Genomic DNA, 16,805 nt, shown 5'->3' on the forward strand with positions numbered 1-16,805 from the left:
TAGGCACTCCTTTCGGATAGAATATATCCAGGGGTGCCTATGTTTTCAAGTATTTGGGTAAGATATTTTATTTTGATTAAATAACCCCACTTCGGTAAGATTATTTTTGATTCAAATCGAGGTATTGACTTTTTTGAAATTCTGGATATAATAAACCATAAACTAATTTTGATTGTCAAATAAGATAGATCATCTTTCCCCTCCCGGTCGTGGCCCTCGGGCTGCGGCCGGAGGGGTTTAATATTTTAAAAAGTTAAGGGTTTTTAAGAACAATCCATTGAGGTGGTGGTAGATGTAAGCCTCAAAAAGTTCACGCAGGGTCCAAAAGACCCCGGGTTCAACACCCTCAATGAGCAAGCCCTTTTGGGCATGGAGTAAATATTCATAGACTTCTTTATTTAATCTGACTGTGGATTCATCAAGGTCGTCTTCACAGACTAATCCGCCTGCCGGGATGCTAAAATTGATTTTTGAATCTACTGGAATAACCTTCCGACACCGGACGCAGTGCTTTAAATTCGGTTCAACACCAGCAAATCTCAATAATTTAAAGAGTGCTAAAATTGTCCAAAGACCGACTATCTCCTCCTCCGCGGCGCTGAGCTTTCGTAGAAACCCCAGCAATTCTGCATAAAGAGGCGGATTGGGTTCTTCCACGACAGTGGTCCGGTCGATAAACTCACAGATGGCTTCTGCACCCGCTAATCTGTTAGGCGAAGTGCGCAGGTTGGGGAAGTTTTCTATCACCACCGCCTCGGATAAGGTATATACGTCCTTGGTTTCACGTTTGTAATAGATGACCTCGGAATGGATGAAGGGTTCAAGGGTTCCGCAGAATTTACTTTTGGGCCTGCGTGCACCTTTGGCGTTAATTTTCAGCCGTCCAAACTTTTCAGAGAAAATAGAACAGAGGAGGCTTGATTCTTTAAAAGGATAGGTCCGGAGGACTATCCCCCTGGTCTTAAGAATATGCGCCATAATTTTATTTATTCAATCTTTAAATGAAGTTCTTTTAGTTGTTCAGGTTCTACATAATCCGGAATATTTTCCAATAATCCCTGTGCTTGGGTGGTTTTAGGGAAGGCAATCACATCCCGGATTGATTTGACCCCTGCCAAAAGCATCACTATGCGCTCAATCCCAGGGGCAATCCCACCATGAGGCGGAGCCCCATAATCCAAGGCTTCAAGAAGTAATCCAAATTTTCGGGCAGCTGTTTCTCGGTCTACACCGAGGATTTCAAAAATCTTTTCCTGCATCCTCCGGTCATGGTTTCTAATGCTTCCTGAGGCAAGTTCGTTTCCATTCAGAACTAAATCATACTGCCGCCCGCGCACTTTCAGGGGCTCGGTATCAAGATATGGGATATCCTCAGGTTTAGGTTGGGTAAAGGGATGGTGGCAGGGGTTGATTTTTCCAGTCTTTTCATCTCTTTCAAACAGTGGAAAGTCGTAGACCCATAAAAAATGGAATCCTTTACCCCGTAAATTTAATTCATCGCCGATACGATTGCGCAACCCCCCCAAAAATGGGTATATCTTACGGTCTCCGGCAGCTGTGATTAAAATGCCACCTCCTTTAAGTCCGATTTTGTGGAGGCGAGTTTCATCAATATATTTTGCGAGCGGTCCACTTAAACTCTCCTCTTTTCTCAGCCAGTATACTCCACCCAAGCCCTCTTTCTTCGCCTCTTCATTTGCGGTGTCCAAAAATTTCCTGGAGAGGGCATGGGCTTCTGGTACAATTAGCCCACAGATTTTTTCTTTGCCGTTAAAGGGCGGAAAATTGATATTTTTTAAATCTTCGGTGAAGTCATTGATTTCTATTCCAAAACTGATATCTGGTTTGTCTGTACCATATCTGCTCAGCGCTTCTTGATAGGTGAATCTGGGAAATGGAATTTTTAAGTCTTGGTTTAAAACTTTTCTAAAGATATAATGAAAAAGTCCTTCAATGAGGGTGAAAATATCTTCTTCATCCACAAAGGACATTTCTAAATCGAGTTGTGTAAATTCAGGCTGACGGTCATGTCTGGGGTCTTCGTCCCGCATGCAACGGGCAATCTGGTAATAGCGTTCAAATCCCGCAACCATCAGCAATTGTTTATACATCTGGGGTGACTGGGCAAGGGCATAAAATTTGCCCGGGTACAATCTTGAAGGAACAAGATAATCTCGCGCGCCCTCGGGCATGCTCCGGGTGAGGATGGGGGTTTCAATCTCAATAAAATCCTTGCTATTTAAGTATTCTCTAATCGCATTCACCACGTGATGGCGCAGGATGATTATCTTCTGCATGGTTAGTCTGCGGAGGTCAAGGTAGCGGTATTTCAAACGTAATTCCTCACTCGCCTTGATTTCTTCTTCAACTACAAAGGGTGGGGTCTTGGAATGGGAAAGGATTTTGAGTTCTTTTACATTCAACTCTACTTCGCCGGTGGGGATTTCCAAATTTTTTTGATTCTCCGGTCTTTCCTGCACAATGCCTTTCACCGCAATACAGTCCTGGAGGTTAAGGTTACCCGCCTCGGGTACTTTCTTCGGGTCGATTAGGAGTTGAAGAATGCCGGTGCGGTCCTTGAGGTCGACAAATACCAGACCACCCAGGTTTCTTATCTTGAATACCCAACCCGCAGTTTCAATCTCTCTGTTTATCAGCGCCTTAGTTATTGCGCAATTGAAGAGTTCTTTAATCTTGCCTCCTGTTATGCTTTTTGCTTGGGATTTCTCCGTTCTTTTTCCCCCTCGATGACAATCTTTGAGAGGTCACCAAACTTTAAGAATAATTGGTTGATATAATTGACGAGCGCCAGTCGGTTTTTTTGAAGGTTTTGATCTTCACACATTACGAGCACCTCATCAAAGAATTGGTCGATATCCTTACGCAGGCGTAGGAGAAGTTTCATGACTTCAGGGTATTTTTTTTCGGTGATAAGGTGGTTCAATTTTTCTTCCACCTCTTTGCCCTTTTCATAGAGATTCTTTTCGGCGGACTTTTCAAAGAGGGCGATATTGACCGGGCCAGGATCTTTAATATTCTTCAGAATGTTACGGACGCGTTTCTGTCCGATCACGAGTTTGACAAAATCTTCTTTATCGCGGAAGTCCTTTAATGCTTCACAGCGGAGGCGAGTATCATAAAGGTTCAGATTGGTTGTATCAATTGCTGCATCCACCTCGTCATAACGGTAGCCCAGTTCTTCCAGATACCGCTCAGCTCTTTCAATTAAAAATTCCTGGACAATCTTGGTATCCAACTCTTTTTTGTATAATTTGAGATGTTCCCAGAAGATGGGTAATAAGGGGATATCAAGATTGTGTCGGTCAATGATGCTGAAAATACCATAGGCATTCCGACGCACACCCAGAGGATCATAGGAACCGGTGGGGCGTTGACCTGCAAGAAAGGCACCGAGTATATTGTCAATCCTATCAATGATTGCTAAAACTGCACCTTCTTTGGTTTCAGGAATTTTATCGCCGCTGAACGCCGGTAAATAGTGTTCTTTTATCGCCAATGCCACAATTTCTTTTTCACCAGCTGCGCGGGCATAATAGTAACCCATAATACCCTGAAGTGCAGTGAATTCCTTTTCCCGGACCATGCTGGAGCATAAATCTGCTTTGCACAATTCTGCGGCCCGTTTCAATGCCTCAAGGTCCAGACCGGGTATTGATTCAAAATTTTTTGTTGATTTTGCAAGACGGATTGTTTTATCATAAACCGTCCCCAATCCTTCTAACCAGACCATTTCTTTTGTCTCTTCTTGCATCTTGGCTATTCCCTGTTTTAAATCATTCTGATAATAGAAGAGGGCATCCTGGAGCCTTGATTTTAAAACCCGTGCATAACCCAGACCAACATTCTCCGCAGCCTTTTTTCGACCATTGAAGATGCAGATAAAATTATTGGTGTCTTTAACCCAGATAAGATTACCCAGGGCTTTAAGGGTGGTTTTAAGAATTTCTTCAGGTAATTTTAAAAACTCAGGGTCAAATTCACCACTGGTTACATCCGGATATTCCACGATGCAGTTTAACTCTTCAATCATATTCTCATCATAGACCGGTTCTCCTTTCAACGCTTTCGCCTTATCATGGATGCGATTCTTGATGATTTTTTTCCGTTCGTTGGGGTCCACGACCACACCTCCATGCCTTAAGAAATTCATATATTCACGCGGTTTTTCCATACGGATTGGTTCAAAGGAAAAATGGTAATTGGGCATGCTGTATCTATCCGCCTCCAGACCGGCATATTTGAAACGCAAAGGCTTACGATCCAGTAAACCAACGATCCATCTTATCGGTCGGGGGAAACGTATCTTTTCGCCATTCCAGATCATTGTCCTGGGAAATTCTAAACTAGCAATGATTTTGGGGATTTCATAGTAAAGGATATCCTCGGTATCCCTGGGAGGCAATTCTTTGGTTCCGATAACATATTCGCCCTTTTCTGTCTTCACAACCTTAATATCACTCAATTTCAATTGCTGGGCATTCAAAAATCCTTCCAGGGTTTTAGTGGGTTTGCCGTTTTCGTCGTAGGCAAATTTTTTGGGTGGACCTTGGATGACTACCGTCTGGGGTTTCTGTTTTTTTGCCACGCCCAGGACGAGTACACCAATCCGCCGGCTCGTATAAATCTTACGCATCGTGCGGTAGAATATTCGTTCGCGCTTAAATAGTTCTTCAACTTTTTCCACTAAATCGGCGGCGGCTTTGTTGATATAAGCAGGAGGAAACTCTTCAAAACCAATTTCCAGCAGGAAGTCAACCATCCTTTTTTTCTCCTTCAATCTTTTCCAGATAGAGTTTGGCGGCTTCTGAGGCCAGGGCCCGGACCCGGGCAATCATCTGGGCGCGTTCAGAGACACTTATCGCACCTCGGGCTTCAATGAGATTGAAGATGTGGGAACATTTGATTGTATAATCATAGGCAGGAAAGACAAGTCCCTTTTTGAGAAGATTTTTCGATTCGGATTCAAATTCATTGAACAAAAGCATGAGCCTTTTGGGGTCTGATTCTTCGAAGTTGTACCGGGAGAACTCTCTTTCGTTCTGGAGATAAATCTCACCCCATGTCACATTCTCGTTCCATTTGATATCAAATATGGAAGAGACATTTTGGATATTCATACAGATTCTTTCCAGTCCATAGGTTATCTCTACGGGTATCACGGCTAAGTCAATACCACCTGCTTGCTGAAAATATGTAAACTGGGTGATTTCCAGACCATCAAGCCATACCTCCCAACCAATGCCCCAGGCGCCAAGGGTAGGGCTTTCCCAGTCATCTTCCACAAATCTTATTTCATGCTCATTCAATTTGAATCCGATCGCCTCCAAGGACTCCAGATAGATTCTCTGGATATCGAAAGGTGCGGGTTTCATAATCACCTGGAATTGATAGTATTGCTGGACCCGATTAGGGTTTTCTCCATACCGTCCATCCCTGGGCCTTCGGCAAGGTTCCACATAGGCAACATTCCAAGGTTTCTTTCCAAGAATTCTCAAAAATGTCGCAGGATTAAAAGTACCAGCACCAACTTCGGAATTATATGGTTCAAAAATTAAACAACCTTTCTCCTGCCAGTAACTTTTTAATTTTAAAATGAGATTTTCAAAAGTGAATACTTTTTTGCTCATAAGCCGAGGTCATTGCTGATAGATTTCATGCCGTCAAGACAAATACCAACGAATTCTTCAAGTTCTAAACCCAGGTTCTTACAGGTAAGGATCTGTTCACGATTGGCACCCGCAGCAAATCTTTTTTCTTTAAATCTGCGCAGGACAAAATTGGTATCCAAGGCGCTCAATTTTTTATCCGGGTGCATGAGGGCTGATGCGACGATTAACCCGGTCAAGGGATCAGTGGCGAATAGAGCCCAATCCAGACGGGATTGGGGAGTGAGATGACCAGCATGGACCTTTATGGCATAGATGATTTCGGGCTCCACCCCCTTTTTTTCCAGAAGTTCGCCACCGATTATTCCGTGGTGTGACGGGTCATTCAAGGTTTCTTCATAGTCAATATCGTGTAATAATCCTGCCAGACCCCATTTATCTTCATCTTCACCGAAATGCCGGGCAAGGGCGCGAAGACAGGCTTCTGCTGCCAGGCAATGTTTCACAAGATTTTTGTTCTTTAATTTTTCGGTCACAAGATTAAGGGCATCATTTCGGGTCATAAGTAAAATATTATCCACATTTTTGAAAAAAAGTCAAGGGCAATTTGCAGAATTTTAAGAGATGGTATCCACCCACATGAATATTCAATGTGGAGAAAAATAAAAAAAGAGCCACCCAGTGGGTGGCTCTGCTTCATTATCTGACCAATTACAAAGCACGCCAGACCATCTCCTGGAGACCCAAGACATTGATCCTGCCACCACCTTTTTCGGCGATGGCGCTTGCAGCATTTTTCAATACCTGCTCACAGGTGGCGCAGGCAGTAACAAGGGTATCTACTTTGGTGTTGAGGGCTTCCTTAATTCGGGCCTCGGCGATCTTTGTCGAGAGCGGATTATCAGAAACGAGTATTCCACCACCACCACCACAGCACCGGGAGGTATCCTGTTTGAACTTCATCTCTACGAGTTCTAACCCCAGCATTTTGATAATTTCTCTTGGTTCTTTAATGACCTTGGCACCGCGCGATAGATCGCATGGGTCATGATAGGTAACCTTTCCTTCTAATTTTTTGATGTTTACATTCGGTAGTCTTTCCGCAATGACTTGCATCGCGTGTTTGGCATCGATCTTGTATGCCTCACGCAAATAAACCGTACAGGTCGGACAGAGGGTAATCGCATTTTTAAACGGGAATGCCTTTAAGAATTTCTCTTTGTGTTCTTCAAAATCCTTTACGAATCCCAGTGCCTCCATCGGATAACCACAGCAGATCTCTTTTACCACCTTGGGTCTTATTCCAAGTTTCTCAAACAATTTCAGGTATTGCTTGGTCTTGTTCGGTCGAGCCAAAAATTGACAACCAACGAATACCGGTATTTCTCCTTCCTGAATCGGCGGCAACGATTCGGTGTCTCCCCAGATATTACCGGTCTTTTTGATTTTAGAAATGAATTCAATATGCGCTGGATAAGCAAAGCCTTTTTCCACCAGATCCGCCCGCGCTGCACGTACTACCTCAGGAACTTTTACTTTACTTGGGCAACGCCGATTACAATCCCGACATAGGGTGCATTGGAATATCGCCTTAACTACTGAGTCGTCGATCTCGAGTTCTTTTTCGAGGATACCGTAGGAAAGTTGCATCCGCCCACGTCCTGAGGGGGGATCCCAGAGGAGATTGACAAATGTGGGACAGACATTTTTACAATAACCACACATCGTGCAGGTCATCATTTCGTTTTCCCATTGCGCCAGATGCCCTTCAAGTTTTCGGTTCGGGTCGAGTGGATACCGGAGATCATACATGAATCCCTTTTCCCAATCGATCATCTTTTGTGGATTCATGATGTTATTGGGATCAAGGGCTCTTTTTATTGCGCGCATTGCCGGAACCAGATCTCCTTTTTCTTTATGGAATTCCTCGGCTTTTGTGATACCTATGCCGTGCTCACCAGTAGTGGTGCCACCCAGATCTCGGATCAACTGATAGATTTCGGCAACTGCTTTTTTCGCCTGTTCCCAGTGTTGCGGATCATTGGGGATCATCAATACCTTGGTATGGAGATTTCCATCACCGGAGTGGCCATAGGGTGGGATGATGATATCGTATTTCTGGGAGATCTCCCAGATACCGGCAACTGCTTTGGGAACCTTGGAAATGGGCACAGCCATATCATCAGCGAGCATGGTGGTGGCGTATTCCTGCTTCAAAATGCTGAGGGATGGGATCATCTGTTTCCGTGCCTTCCAGAGTTCGGTAATCCGTTGTTCATCCTCAGTAAACTCCAGCGAGACTGCTCCGGTCTCTTTGCAGATTTTCGCGACGGTCTCCACATCCTGTTTTATCGTCTCCGGACGGCCATCGAGTTCGATGAGCAGGATTCCTTCTACTTCTGGGAGGTTCATCTTGGCTGCTTTGTTCACTGCCTTGATACAGGGTGCAGACATGATTTCAAGTTGTGAAGGGATGATGGGATGGGCGATGATATTGGCTACACACTGTCCGGCTTTTTCCAGGTCATCAAATGCCGCGATACAGCCCGCAATCTTTGGGGGTAGGGGAATGATTTTCATCACCACTTCCGTAATGATACCGAGCATTCCTTCGGAACCACACATCAGTCTTTCTAATTGATACCCGGTGGAGTGTTTTACAGTATAGGTTCCCATCCGTACCAATTCTCCTGTGGGCAAAACGACTTCAAGCCCTAAAACATAATCACGGGTGGCGCCGTATTTTACTGCTTTTTCACCTGAGGCATTTATCGCTACCATACCACCAATGGTCGCCACTTCACTTGATGCCGGCCCTGGGATAAAGTATTTATAAGGCTTTATTGCAGCATTGAAATTATCACACACAACGCCGGGTTCACAGATGACGAGCATATCGCCAATGCGGATATCTTTTATTTTGTTCATCCGCTGCATATCAACGACGATTCCACCCAAAATTGGTACACTGTGTCCACAGAGTGCTGAACCCGCTCCTCGGGGAACGACGGGGATTTTATATTTATTTGCCAGTTGAACGATTTTTTGAACCTGTTGGGCATTTTGAGGTTGAACTACGACATCAGGTTTGTGTCGATGGATACCACCATCAAAGGCATAGGCGTATATTTCCGCATTACTCGTCTTACAAAATTCTGTTCCCACAATATCCTCTAATTGTTTTATTATCTCATTGCTTAAAGGCATATTTTTCTCCTTTCAGTTAAGCACCGACCATCGGGACTGTGATACTGCCGTCCATCAAAAATATTATTTTGGCATCTTTTCCTTTTTTCTCGATTGCTTTATCAATTGCCTCCTGTAAATTATGGAATGGTTTTATGAACACCGCCTCCATATCTTTATCTTCTAAATCTGTCACTCCCCACATTTCAGCCCAGGTTCCAATCTCAGCCATCTTGGAGGCTTTGTGATAGCCGAGTTTATATCCCTGTGCAATTTTTTCCAGGGCATCCTGGGGTGATTTACAGGAAGAGAGCAATTCAAAGAATGCGGGTTCACCGATACCGGTCCGACATTTGGAGACCATGATCAGAATGCCTCCTTCTTTCAGTGCCAATTTGCCATTATCAAGTGCCTTCTGGGATTGGTAAAGGTCAATATCCATGGGATAAGGGGCAACGCTTACTACAATATCTGCTTTCTCCGGTATTTTGACACAGAAGACCTCTTTTGCTTTATCAATCGCTGCATAAAACGAATCGTGGATATGCCCGCTGGTGACGGCATAAAGGTTCCTTTCGCCATCAAGCACGGTTTGGATGGAAAAAATTTCTTTGTCTTCGATTGTCTTTAAAGCATCAATCATATCTTCGTGGACCGGATTACCGTCAAGGACGAGCGCCTGGGCTGAGAGCTTTAAGGCATGTTTATGATTTTGTTCGATGGTCTTGCGTGAGGCGATGCCGGGAAGGAATGATTTTCTTCCTCCTGTGTATCCTCCAAAATAATGGGGTTCTACTGAGCCAATGATAACAATCTTATGTGCTTCCATCCCCAACCGGTTAACATACATCTCGGTTCCATTCTTGGAGGTGCCGATATAGACCATATCTTCCTCTTTTTTGCAGTCATGGACATGGATGCGTTCTTTAAAAATTGGGTAGTATTTGCCGAAGATAAAGTCAAATTCTTCCGGGGTCGGAGCGCGATGAACACCGGTGGCAATGATGAATTTTATATTCTGGTCTTTGATCTGGTCATAGAGGATATCGAGGACCTTAGCGGTTGGTGTTGGTCGGGTGGCATCATTGACAATGAACAAAACATCCCGGGCGTCCGCTAAAAAATCTTTAAACTTTTTTGAATTGATGGGTCGTTCAATCGCCCGCAGGAGGATTTCGGTTTCGTTCTGTTTTTCTACTTCATTTGGATGGACAACCGCCAGCACATTTGCGTCCGGAACCCTGACATTCAACTTTTCATCTTTACCGTAGGGAATCTGGAGTTCCATGAACCCCCCTCGATTAGAAAATTAGAATTTAAAAAAAAGGGATGTTATCCACCCCTCTGGGCCTTGGCAATATGGTCGTCAATAAATTTCTGAAGGGCTTCAGGCCCATGGGCGAGCTTTTTTAATTCTTCCTCAAGATTGGATGGTTTTACCTTTATTATCCACCCAGCGCCATAGGGGTCCTTGTTGATAAGCCGGCAGTCATTTTCCAGTTCATGGTTGACGGCAATAATTTCTCCGGAGATTGGGGCTACAAACTTACCTACCCATTTTGATGATTGGATCTTACCACAGGTCTCGCCCTGGGTGATTGTGTCGCCTTCAAATGGCAGGTCCACATAAGTAGTATCGCCGGCCTGTTTTTGATAGAAATCATCCATGCCGATTGTACAGGTTCCGTCACTCTCAATCCTTACCCAGGCATCCTCTTCATGATAATATAAATCCTCGGGCATATTATAGCCTTTTATTTCCATCAGATACCTCCTTTTTTCTTATAACCGAGGTTAATTATATTTTATTTAATCAAAAAATCAAGAAAAAAATGCAGTGACGATTCAGAAAATTTTTGAACAAGTTTAAAGATTGAACTTTTGAGATATTTTTTGGGAGTGAATATAAAAGGCGAAAGTTTTGGTATCAAGGATGTGCAGATAGCGAAGATCACGGATGCAAAAGTGGTACATTTGGGGTAAAAATTAGAAAGAAGTTTTTGGCAGGGAATAGAAATCGGGTCTTGAAATGTGTAGTGACTGTTGACTTTCGCTTTATCGTTTCTATAATTCCCTATGGTCTTTTTCGAAAAGACATTGAGCCGGCGCCAGTTTCTTAAGATGGGGGGGAGGTTTCTACTCGGTGGTCTATTTTTCTCGGATTTGTTAAAAAAATTGATTGGCAAGGAACTGGAGATTAAAACTGGTTTGATTCTACCAAAGCCCGCCCGATATTATGAAAAACTACCGAACAAAATTGTAAAATGTCATTTGTGCCCCCGCATGTGTATCGTGCCTCAAGGTAAAAAGGGGTTCTGTCGAGCCCGAAAGAACATTGATGGAGATTATTATACCCTCGTCTACTCCAACCCCTGTGCGGTTCATATTGATCCGATTGAGAAAAAACCATTGTTTCATTTTTTGCCCGGCACGACGGCACTTTCTTTGGCAACTGCCGGTTGTAATTTTACATGTAAAAATTGCCAGAACTGGGATATATCACAGGCGAGTCCTGAGGAGACCGATAACATTGAAATTTCACCGCAAAAGATGGTGGAACTTGCGCTCCAGTACAAGACTCCAACAATCGCTTATACTTACACTGAGCCTTCGGTCTTTTATGAATATATGTTGGATATTGCCAAATTAGCCCGCGACCACGGTATCCTTAATATCTATCATTCCAACGGATATCTCAATCAAGAGCCATTGGAAGAATTGATCAAATATTTGGATGGTGCCAATGTGGATTTAAAGGGATTCAGTGAGGATTTCTATAAAGATATCACGGGTGGCACACTACAACCTGTGCTTGATACATTAAAGACACTCAAAAAGAATGGGGTTTGGCTTGAGATTACGAATTTGATCATTCCCACCAAGAATGACGATGAAAAGATGATAAAACAAATGTGCGAATGGATAAGGGATGAGCTGGGAAGAGAAGTACCAATCCATTTTTCTCGATTTTATCCCCAATATAAATTACAGAACATTCCGCCGACGCCGATTGAGACCCTACAGAAGGCGGCAAAGATTGCCCAAAAGGTCGGTTTGCATTATGTATATATTGGGAATGTACCGGGAATAAAAGAAGAAAATACCTATTGCCCTAAATGCCGGAAGATACTAATCGAAAGGAAGGGTTATCGCATTTTACAGGTTAATATCAAAAAGGGGAAGTGCCAATTCTGTAAAACGCAAATTCCTGGCCACTGGCAGTAACTGGGAATGTACTTGACAGATGCAAAAAGAGGATTAAAATAAATGTAGCCCATGGATTTACAATATCTGAAGAGTAAGCTTGTTGATTTTATTGACTATTTAAGAAAGGAGAGAAACTATTCAGAACATACTCTGCGTAATTACCGCATTGATATTACACAGTTTTTGAATTATTTGCAAGAAAAGGGGATTGAAAAATTTGACAGAAACGAAATTGTCCAATATTTGACCTTTCTTTTAAAATATGGATTTGATACCCGCACGGCGGCAAGACGCTTATCGGCAATAAGGACCTTCTTCAAGACCTTAAAGAAACTCAACTTGATTGCAAATAATCCATTAGTGGGTATAAAAACGCCGAAAATTAAAAAACACCTACCAGGATTTCTTACCTATGAGCAGATAAAAAGGGGATTGGAGATTGACAATCCAAGGGATAAGGCGATTCTGGAGGTATTATATTCCTGTGGACTCCGTGCCCAGGAACTGGTTGGATTAAATCTTGAGGATGTGGATTTCGATCGTGAGGAGGTAAAAATCAGAGGGAAAGGGAAGAAAGAGAGAATTGTTCCCTTGGGTCGGATGGCAAAACAGTCAATTTTGCGCTATCTGCCCATGCGTAGTGAACAGAAAAAACCCAATAGTCCTCCGGCACTTTTTTTGAATCATCGGGGAGGACGGCTCACCACCCGTTCATTGCAGCGCATAGTCAATAAACATTTGAAGCGTCTCGCTGATGCCTCAGGCACCAATCCCCATATCCTCCGTCACAGTTTTGCGACACATCTTTTGGAAAATGGGGCGGATTTGAGGGCGGTCCAGGAATTGCTTGGGCATGCTTCTTTATCCACTGTTCAGATCTATACTCATCTCACGACCGAACACCTCAAAAAGATTTATCGGCTGAAACATCCCCGGGCAGAATGAAATCGGTAAGAGTTGAAGCCCTATTATTTCTGGGAGTGGGCTTGTGGGGAGTTTTTTGTTCCCATCCTGATATCTGGCAGAAGATCCGCCAGGGGAATTTTGAAAGTGTAGAAAGAGGTGATTACCGGGGAACGCTCATTTATATGCCCCACCCGGGCAAATATGAAAGATTGGTGGAAAGGTATCGTCGGGAAATAGAGAGGAATATTGATTTACTACCTTGGATTACAAAACATTTTTTTGATATTAAAGAAGACCTTATTTATCAATACAAATTTACCTGGCTTGATGAGGGGCACAAATTTTTAGTTCTTCGCTATTTTGCTCATATTTATAAAGACCCGATTTATGCTGGTTATCAAATGCTTTTTGTCTATGACACCAGGTCTCATAAATTGATAAAAATCTGTGTTACGAATGTCCCCCTGGAGTAGTTTTTTACTACCATTCCTCATCTACCAAACTCCATCCGTTGTAGAAGATTCCGCGCTCTTTTATCAAGGCGTTGATGCCTACCAGAATGGCGAATTCAATCGGGCACTTGAGTGCTGGCAGAGCCTGGTTCAGATTTATCCCGCTTCTAAATATACACTTCCTAGTATCACAGGTATTGGTGATGTTTATTTTCAATTGCAAAAATACCGGACCGCCTTAAGGACTTATCAGCAGGCAAAAGGAAGGGCCACAGATGAGAAATTAAAAGCCGAACTCGACTTGAAGATTTATGAATGTGCGTATCATCTGGGAAAATATCCAACCCTGGAAGATGCCCTTGAAAATTTTCTCAGTGAGCATCAGGATACCACTCGTACTGGAGGAATTGTCGCTCCCACAATGCTCCGTTTGGCGCGTATCTATGTTAACCAGAAGGAATTTTATTCCGCCCGTGCTCTCCTGCAGCGCTTGCTCCAGACCTATCCGGAAACACCGGTAATAAATGAAGCAACCGCTCTGCTCGCCCAAGTGAATAAATTGCTCGGTGATGTGGATGCGTATAAAAAGACTTTGCAGATGATCATTGACCGTAAAGATACCACGCAATTTTATGCCCTGGCACTTGTGGATCTGGCAAATCTATATCAGGAAGAACAACGCTATGATTCAGCCCTTGCCTGCTGGACGAAATTGCATGCCATTGAAGATTTTCAGGATCGGGCGTTGAAAGAGATTTCCGCAATATACTACCGCATGGGATTTAGAGATGAGGCAATCTTATTGCTCCAGACCTTGCTCCGGGATTTCCCTACCTCGCCATTTATTGACGAGGCGTATGAACTCCTGCTCAGGATTTTTAAAGAGCAGGGTGATTATCTCCAAGCGAAAGAACTACTTCTTGATCAACTGAAAAGAGCACCGGAGCAACCGGAGAAATTACTGGAACTGGGGGAAATCGGTTTAGAGTTAAAAGATTATAAGCTGGCATTGGATTGTTATCTCCGGGCAAGCCAGGCTTTTAAAGAAAGACGGGATGATTCAGCCCGGGCTTTGCTTTTAGCTGGTGATGTGGCGCAGATAATCGGTGATACAGCAAGCGCCCGCCACTATTATCAGAATGCAAAGATGATCGCCCTTTCCCCGGAGATTAAAAACTGCGCCGCGGAAAAGATTATGCAAATCCGTTGATTTAGGTTGACACTTCCCGATATTGAATTTTATGCCTGTTGTTTTCTCTCTTCTTCAATGTGGTGTTTGATGATTCGTGCCTGACTGATATAGATGGTATCCTCGCAGATATTGGTCGAAAGGTCAGCGATGCGTTCCAGATTTTTTGCCACTAGAAAATACTGGATGGCAGCACCGATCTTATCCGGTTCTTCCAACATGTAAGTCAACATTATCCGGATTACCTCGTTGCGCATCTCATCCACTGTGCTGTCCCTTTCACAGACCTTCTGGGCGCGCACCGCATCATTGGTGACAAAACTCTCCACGCTCTCTTTTAACATTTCGTTGACGATTTTTGCCATTGTCCAGATATTGGTGACCGGTTTTATCCGTGGTTGGTCTACAAGAAAGGTTACACAGTCAGCGATATTCACCGCATGGTCGCCCATCCGTTCCAGGTCATTATTCATTTTGATTACGCCGATCAAAAAACGCAAATCCGAGCCTACCGGCTGGTGTCGGGCAATCAATTCAATACATTTTTCCTCAATCGCAATCTCCATTTTATCAATGCGCCGATCAATCTCCCGGATTTCCCGGGCAAGTTTAAGGTCGCGTTTTTTTAAGGCCTCCAGCGATTTGCTTATTGATTCTTCAACAAGGGTGGCCATGGCGAGGACTTCATTTTTTAAAGTCTTCAATTCTTCGTCAAAATAGCTACCCATCATTCCTCCCGTTTTATCCGAACCTGCCGCTGATGTAATTGAAGGTCCGCACATCAGCAGGGTTAGTGAAGATTTTCGTTGCTTTATCAAACTCAACCAGTTCACCCAGCAGCATAAATCCTACATCATCCGCAATCCTTGCGGCCTGCTGCATGTTGTGGGTGACAATGACAATGGTATAATTTTTCTTTAATTCCACCAGCAATTCTTCGATCCGAGCAGTGGCAATCGGGTCCAGGGCAGAGCAGGGTTCATCCATCAACAGGATTTCTGGTTCCACTGCCAGAAGTCGGGCGATACAGAGCCGCTGTTGTCTTTCCAGGGAAAGGGTAAGGGCAGATTTTTTTAATATGTCTTTTACCTCGTCAAACATTCCCACCGCCCGGAGCGACCTTTCCACGATTCCTTCAAGGATATTTTTATTTGTTATACCCCAGACCCGTGGTCCATAGGCGACATTATCAAATATAGAGAGGGGAAAGGCATTGGGGCGCTGGAAAACCATGCCCACCTTTTTCCTTAAGAAAATTAAATCACACAGTGGTGAATAGATATCCTCGTTATCAACTATGACACTCCCAGTGATTTTTACATGCGGGATGAGATCGTTCATTCGGTTAAAGACGCGCAGAAGTGTGCTTTTGCCACACCCCGATGGACCGATGAGGGCAGTTATCCGATTTTCTTTTATTTCGAGATTGATATTCTTTAATGCCTGGAATTTCCCATAAAAAAGATTAAGATTGATCGTTTTGATAATCATCCAAACCTCCCGATGATATAATCATTGGTGCGTTTGTCTTTAGGGGCAGTGAAGATCTGTTCCGTGGGACCGACTTCAATAAGTTCCCCGTTGAGAAAGAAAGCGGTGCGAGTACTCACCCGAGCCGCCTGCTTTGTATTATTCGTCACAAGAATAAAGGTAAATTTTTCTTTTAAATCCAACATCGTCTTTTCAATCTTGGCGGTGGATATAGGGTCTAAACCAGAGCAGGGTTCGTCCATCATGATTACCTCGGGTTGGAGGGCGATAGTCCGGGCGATGCACAATCTCTGTTGTTGACCGCCGGAGAGGCATGAGGCGGAATCCCATAAACGGTCTTTCACCTCCTCCCAAAGTCCAGCAGAGGTAAGAGAGAAGTAGACCAGTTCATCAAGTTCCTTCCGGGTGTATTTGTTATGCATCTTCGGTCCATAGGTGATATTTTTATAAATCGTACCCGGCAAGACCACGGGTGTCGCAAATATCATTCCAATCCTTCGGCGCAATTCATTTACTGGGATTTCGGTATGTTTGACACCATCAATCTTTATTGTACCCTGAGAGATAGCACCATCGAGTTCCACAAGGCGGTTGATTGCCCGCAATAGTGAACTTTTGCCGGAGTTCGCCGGACCGATAACTGCAAGTATTTCATTGGGATAGATTTTGAGATTGATGTTTTTCAGGGCATGGAAAGTTCCGTAGTAAAGGTTAAAATTGTCTATCTCAATTTTGGGCTCAGTCATA

At 43.7% G+C, this 16,805-nt stretch carries 15 protein-coding genes; 4 read left to right on the forward strand and 11 right to left on the reverse strand.

Annotated elements, in window-relative coordinates:
* Nucleotides 1-237: 237 nt before the first annotated feature.
* The 8 genes from recO to gcvH form a co-directional block, all read right to left on the reverse strand.
* Nucleotides 238-978, reverse strand: coding sequence for a DNA repair protein RecO (gene recO, locus ABIL39_07895; protein ID MEO0166043.1), 741 nt, complete (start codon nucleotides 976-978; stop codon nucleotides 238-240).
* Nucleotides 979-986: 8 nt separating this feature from the next.
* Entirely contained in the window at nucleotides 987-2,708 is a 1,722-nt protein-coding gene (gene aspS / locus ABIL39_07900) for an aspartate--tRNA ligase (GenBank protein MEO0166044.1), read from the reverse strand.
* Nucleotides 2,705-4,780 (reverse strand): glycine--tRNA ligase subunit beta, encoded by a 2,076-nt coding sequence (gene glyS, locus ABIL39_07905; protein MEO0166045.1) that lies wholly within the window; start codon nucleotides 4,778-4,780, stop codon nucleotides 2,705-2,707. The genes aspS and glyS overlap by 4 nt, the downstream gene beginning before the upstream one ends.
* On the reverse strand, nucleotides 4,773-5,648 hold the full coding sequence (locus ABIL39_07910; GenBank protein ID MEO0166046.1) for a glycine--tRNA ligase subunit alpha: 876 nt from the start codon (nucleotides 5,646-5,648) through the stop codon (nucleotides 4,773-4,775). The genes glyS and ABIL39_07910 overlap by 8 nt, the downstream gene beginning before the upstream one ends.
* On the reverse strand, nucleotides 5,645-6,190 hold the full coding sequence (locus ABIL39_07915; GenBank protein MEO0166047.1) for an HDIG domain-containing metalloprotein: 546 nt from the start codon (nucleotides 6,188-6,190) through the stop codon (nucleotides 5,645-5,647). The genes ABIL39_07910 and ABIL39_07915 overlap by 4 nt, the downstream gene beginning before the upstream one ends.
* 148 nt (nucleotides 6,191-6,338) lie before the next feature.
* Complete coding sequence (locus tag ABIL39_07920) at nucleotides 6,339-8,834, reverse strand: FAD-binding and (Fe-S)-binding domain-containing protein (GenBank protein ID MEO0166048.1); 2,496 nt, start codon at nucleotides 8,832-8,834, stop codon at nucleotides 6,339-6,341.
* Nucleotides 8,835-8,850: 16 nt separating this feature from the next.
* Entirely contained in the window at nucleotides 8,851-10,101 is a 1,251-nt protein-coding gene (gene larA, locus ABIL39_07925; GenBank protein MEO0166049.1) for a nickel-dependent lactate racemase, read from the reverse strand.
* Between the two features lie 44 nt (nucleotides 10,102-10,145).
* Nucleotides 10,146-10,577, reverse strand: a complete 432-nt coding sequence (gcvH, locus tag ABIL39_07930; protein MEO0166050.1) for a glycine cleavage system protein GcvH — start codon at nucleotides 10,575-10,577, stop codon at nucleotides 10,146-10,148.
* A gap of 312 nt (nucleotides 10,578-10,889) precedes the next feature.
* Here gcvH and amrS point away from each other — a divergent pair, with 312 nt between their 5' ends.
* From amrS to ABIL39_07950, 4 genes are read left to right on the forward strand one after another with little or no spacing between them, the layout of a single operon-like run.
* Entirely contained in the window at nucleotides 10,890-12,038 is a 1,149-nt protein-coding gene (amrS, locus tag ABIL39_07935; protein ID MEO0166051.1) for an AmmeMemoRadiSam system radical SAM enzyme, read from the forward strand.
* Nucleotides 12,039-12,089: 51 nt separating this feature from the next.
* Nucleotides 12,090-12,965: a site-specific tyrosine recombinase/integron integrase gene (gene xerA / locus ABIL39_07940; protein MEO0166052.1), complete on the forward strand. Its 876-nt coding sequence runs from the start codon at nucleotides 12,090-12,092 to the stop codon at nucleotides 12,963-12,965.
* Nucleotides 12,962-13,399, forward strand: a complete 438-nt coding sequence (locus ABIL39_07945; protein MEO0166053.1) for a hypothetical protein — start codon at nucleotides 12,962-12,964, stop codon at nucleotides 13,397-13,399. Before xerA ends, ABIL39_07945 begins: the two co-directional genes overlap by 4 nt.
* On the forward strand, nucleotides 13,383-14,588 hold the full coding sequence (locus ABIL39_07950; protein ID MEO0166054.1) for a tetratricopeptide repeat protein: 1,206 nt from the start codon (nucleotides 13,383-13,385) through the stop codon (nucleotides 14,586-14,588). The genes ABIL39_07945 and ABIL39_07950 overlap by 17 nt, the downstream gene beginning before the upstream one ends.
* Nucleotides 14,589-14,617: 29 nt before the next feature.
* On the opposite strand, the gene phoU is transcribed toward ABIL39_07950, so the two are convergent.
* Genes phoU through ABIL39_07965 form a run of 3 tightly spaced genes read right to left on the reverse strand, consistent with a single transcriptional unit; the run spans nucleotide 14,618 to nucleotide 16,804 of the window.
* Entirely contained in the window at nucleotides 14,618-15,295 is a 678-nt protein-coding gene (gene phoU, locus ABIL39_07955; GenBank protein ID MEO0166055.1) for a phosphate signaling complex protein PhoU, read from the reverse strand.
* Nucleotides 15,296-15,308: 13 nt separating this feature from the next.
* Nucleotides 15,309-16,058 (reverse strand): phosphate ABC transporter ATP-binding protein PstB, encoded by a 750-nt coding sequence (pstB, locus tag ABIL39_07960; GenBank protein MEO0166056.1) that lies wholly within the window; start codon nucleotides 16,056-16,058, stop codon nucleotides 15,309-15,311.
* Nucleotides 16,055-16,804 carry a phosphate ABC transporter ATP-binding protein gene (locus tag ABIL39_07965; GenBank protein MEO0166057.1) on the reverse strand — a complete coding sequence of 250 codons (750 nt, stop codon included), beginning with the start codon at nucleotides 16,802-16,804 and terminating at the stop codon, nucleotides 16,055-16,057. The genes pstB and ABIL39_07965 overlap by 4 nt, the downstream gene beginning before the upstream one ends.
* Nucleotide 16,805 lies beyond the last annotated feature (1 nt).

Source organism: candidate division WOR-3 bacterium (genome assembly GCA_039802205.1).
Taxonomy (GTDB): Bacteria; Hydrothermota; Tepidihabitantia; order SM23-42; family JAOAFX01; genus JAOAFX01.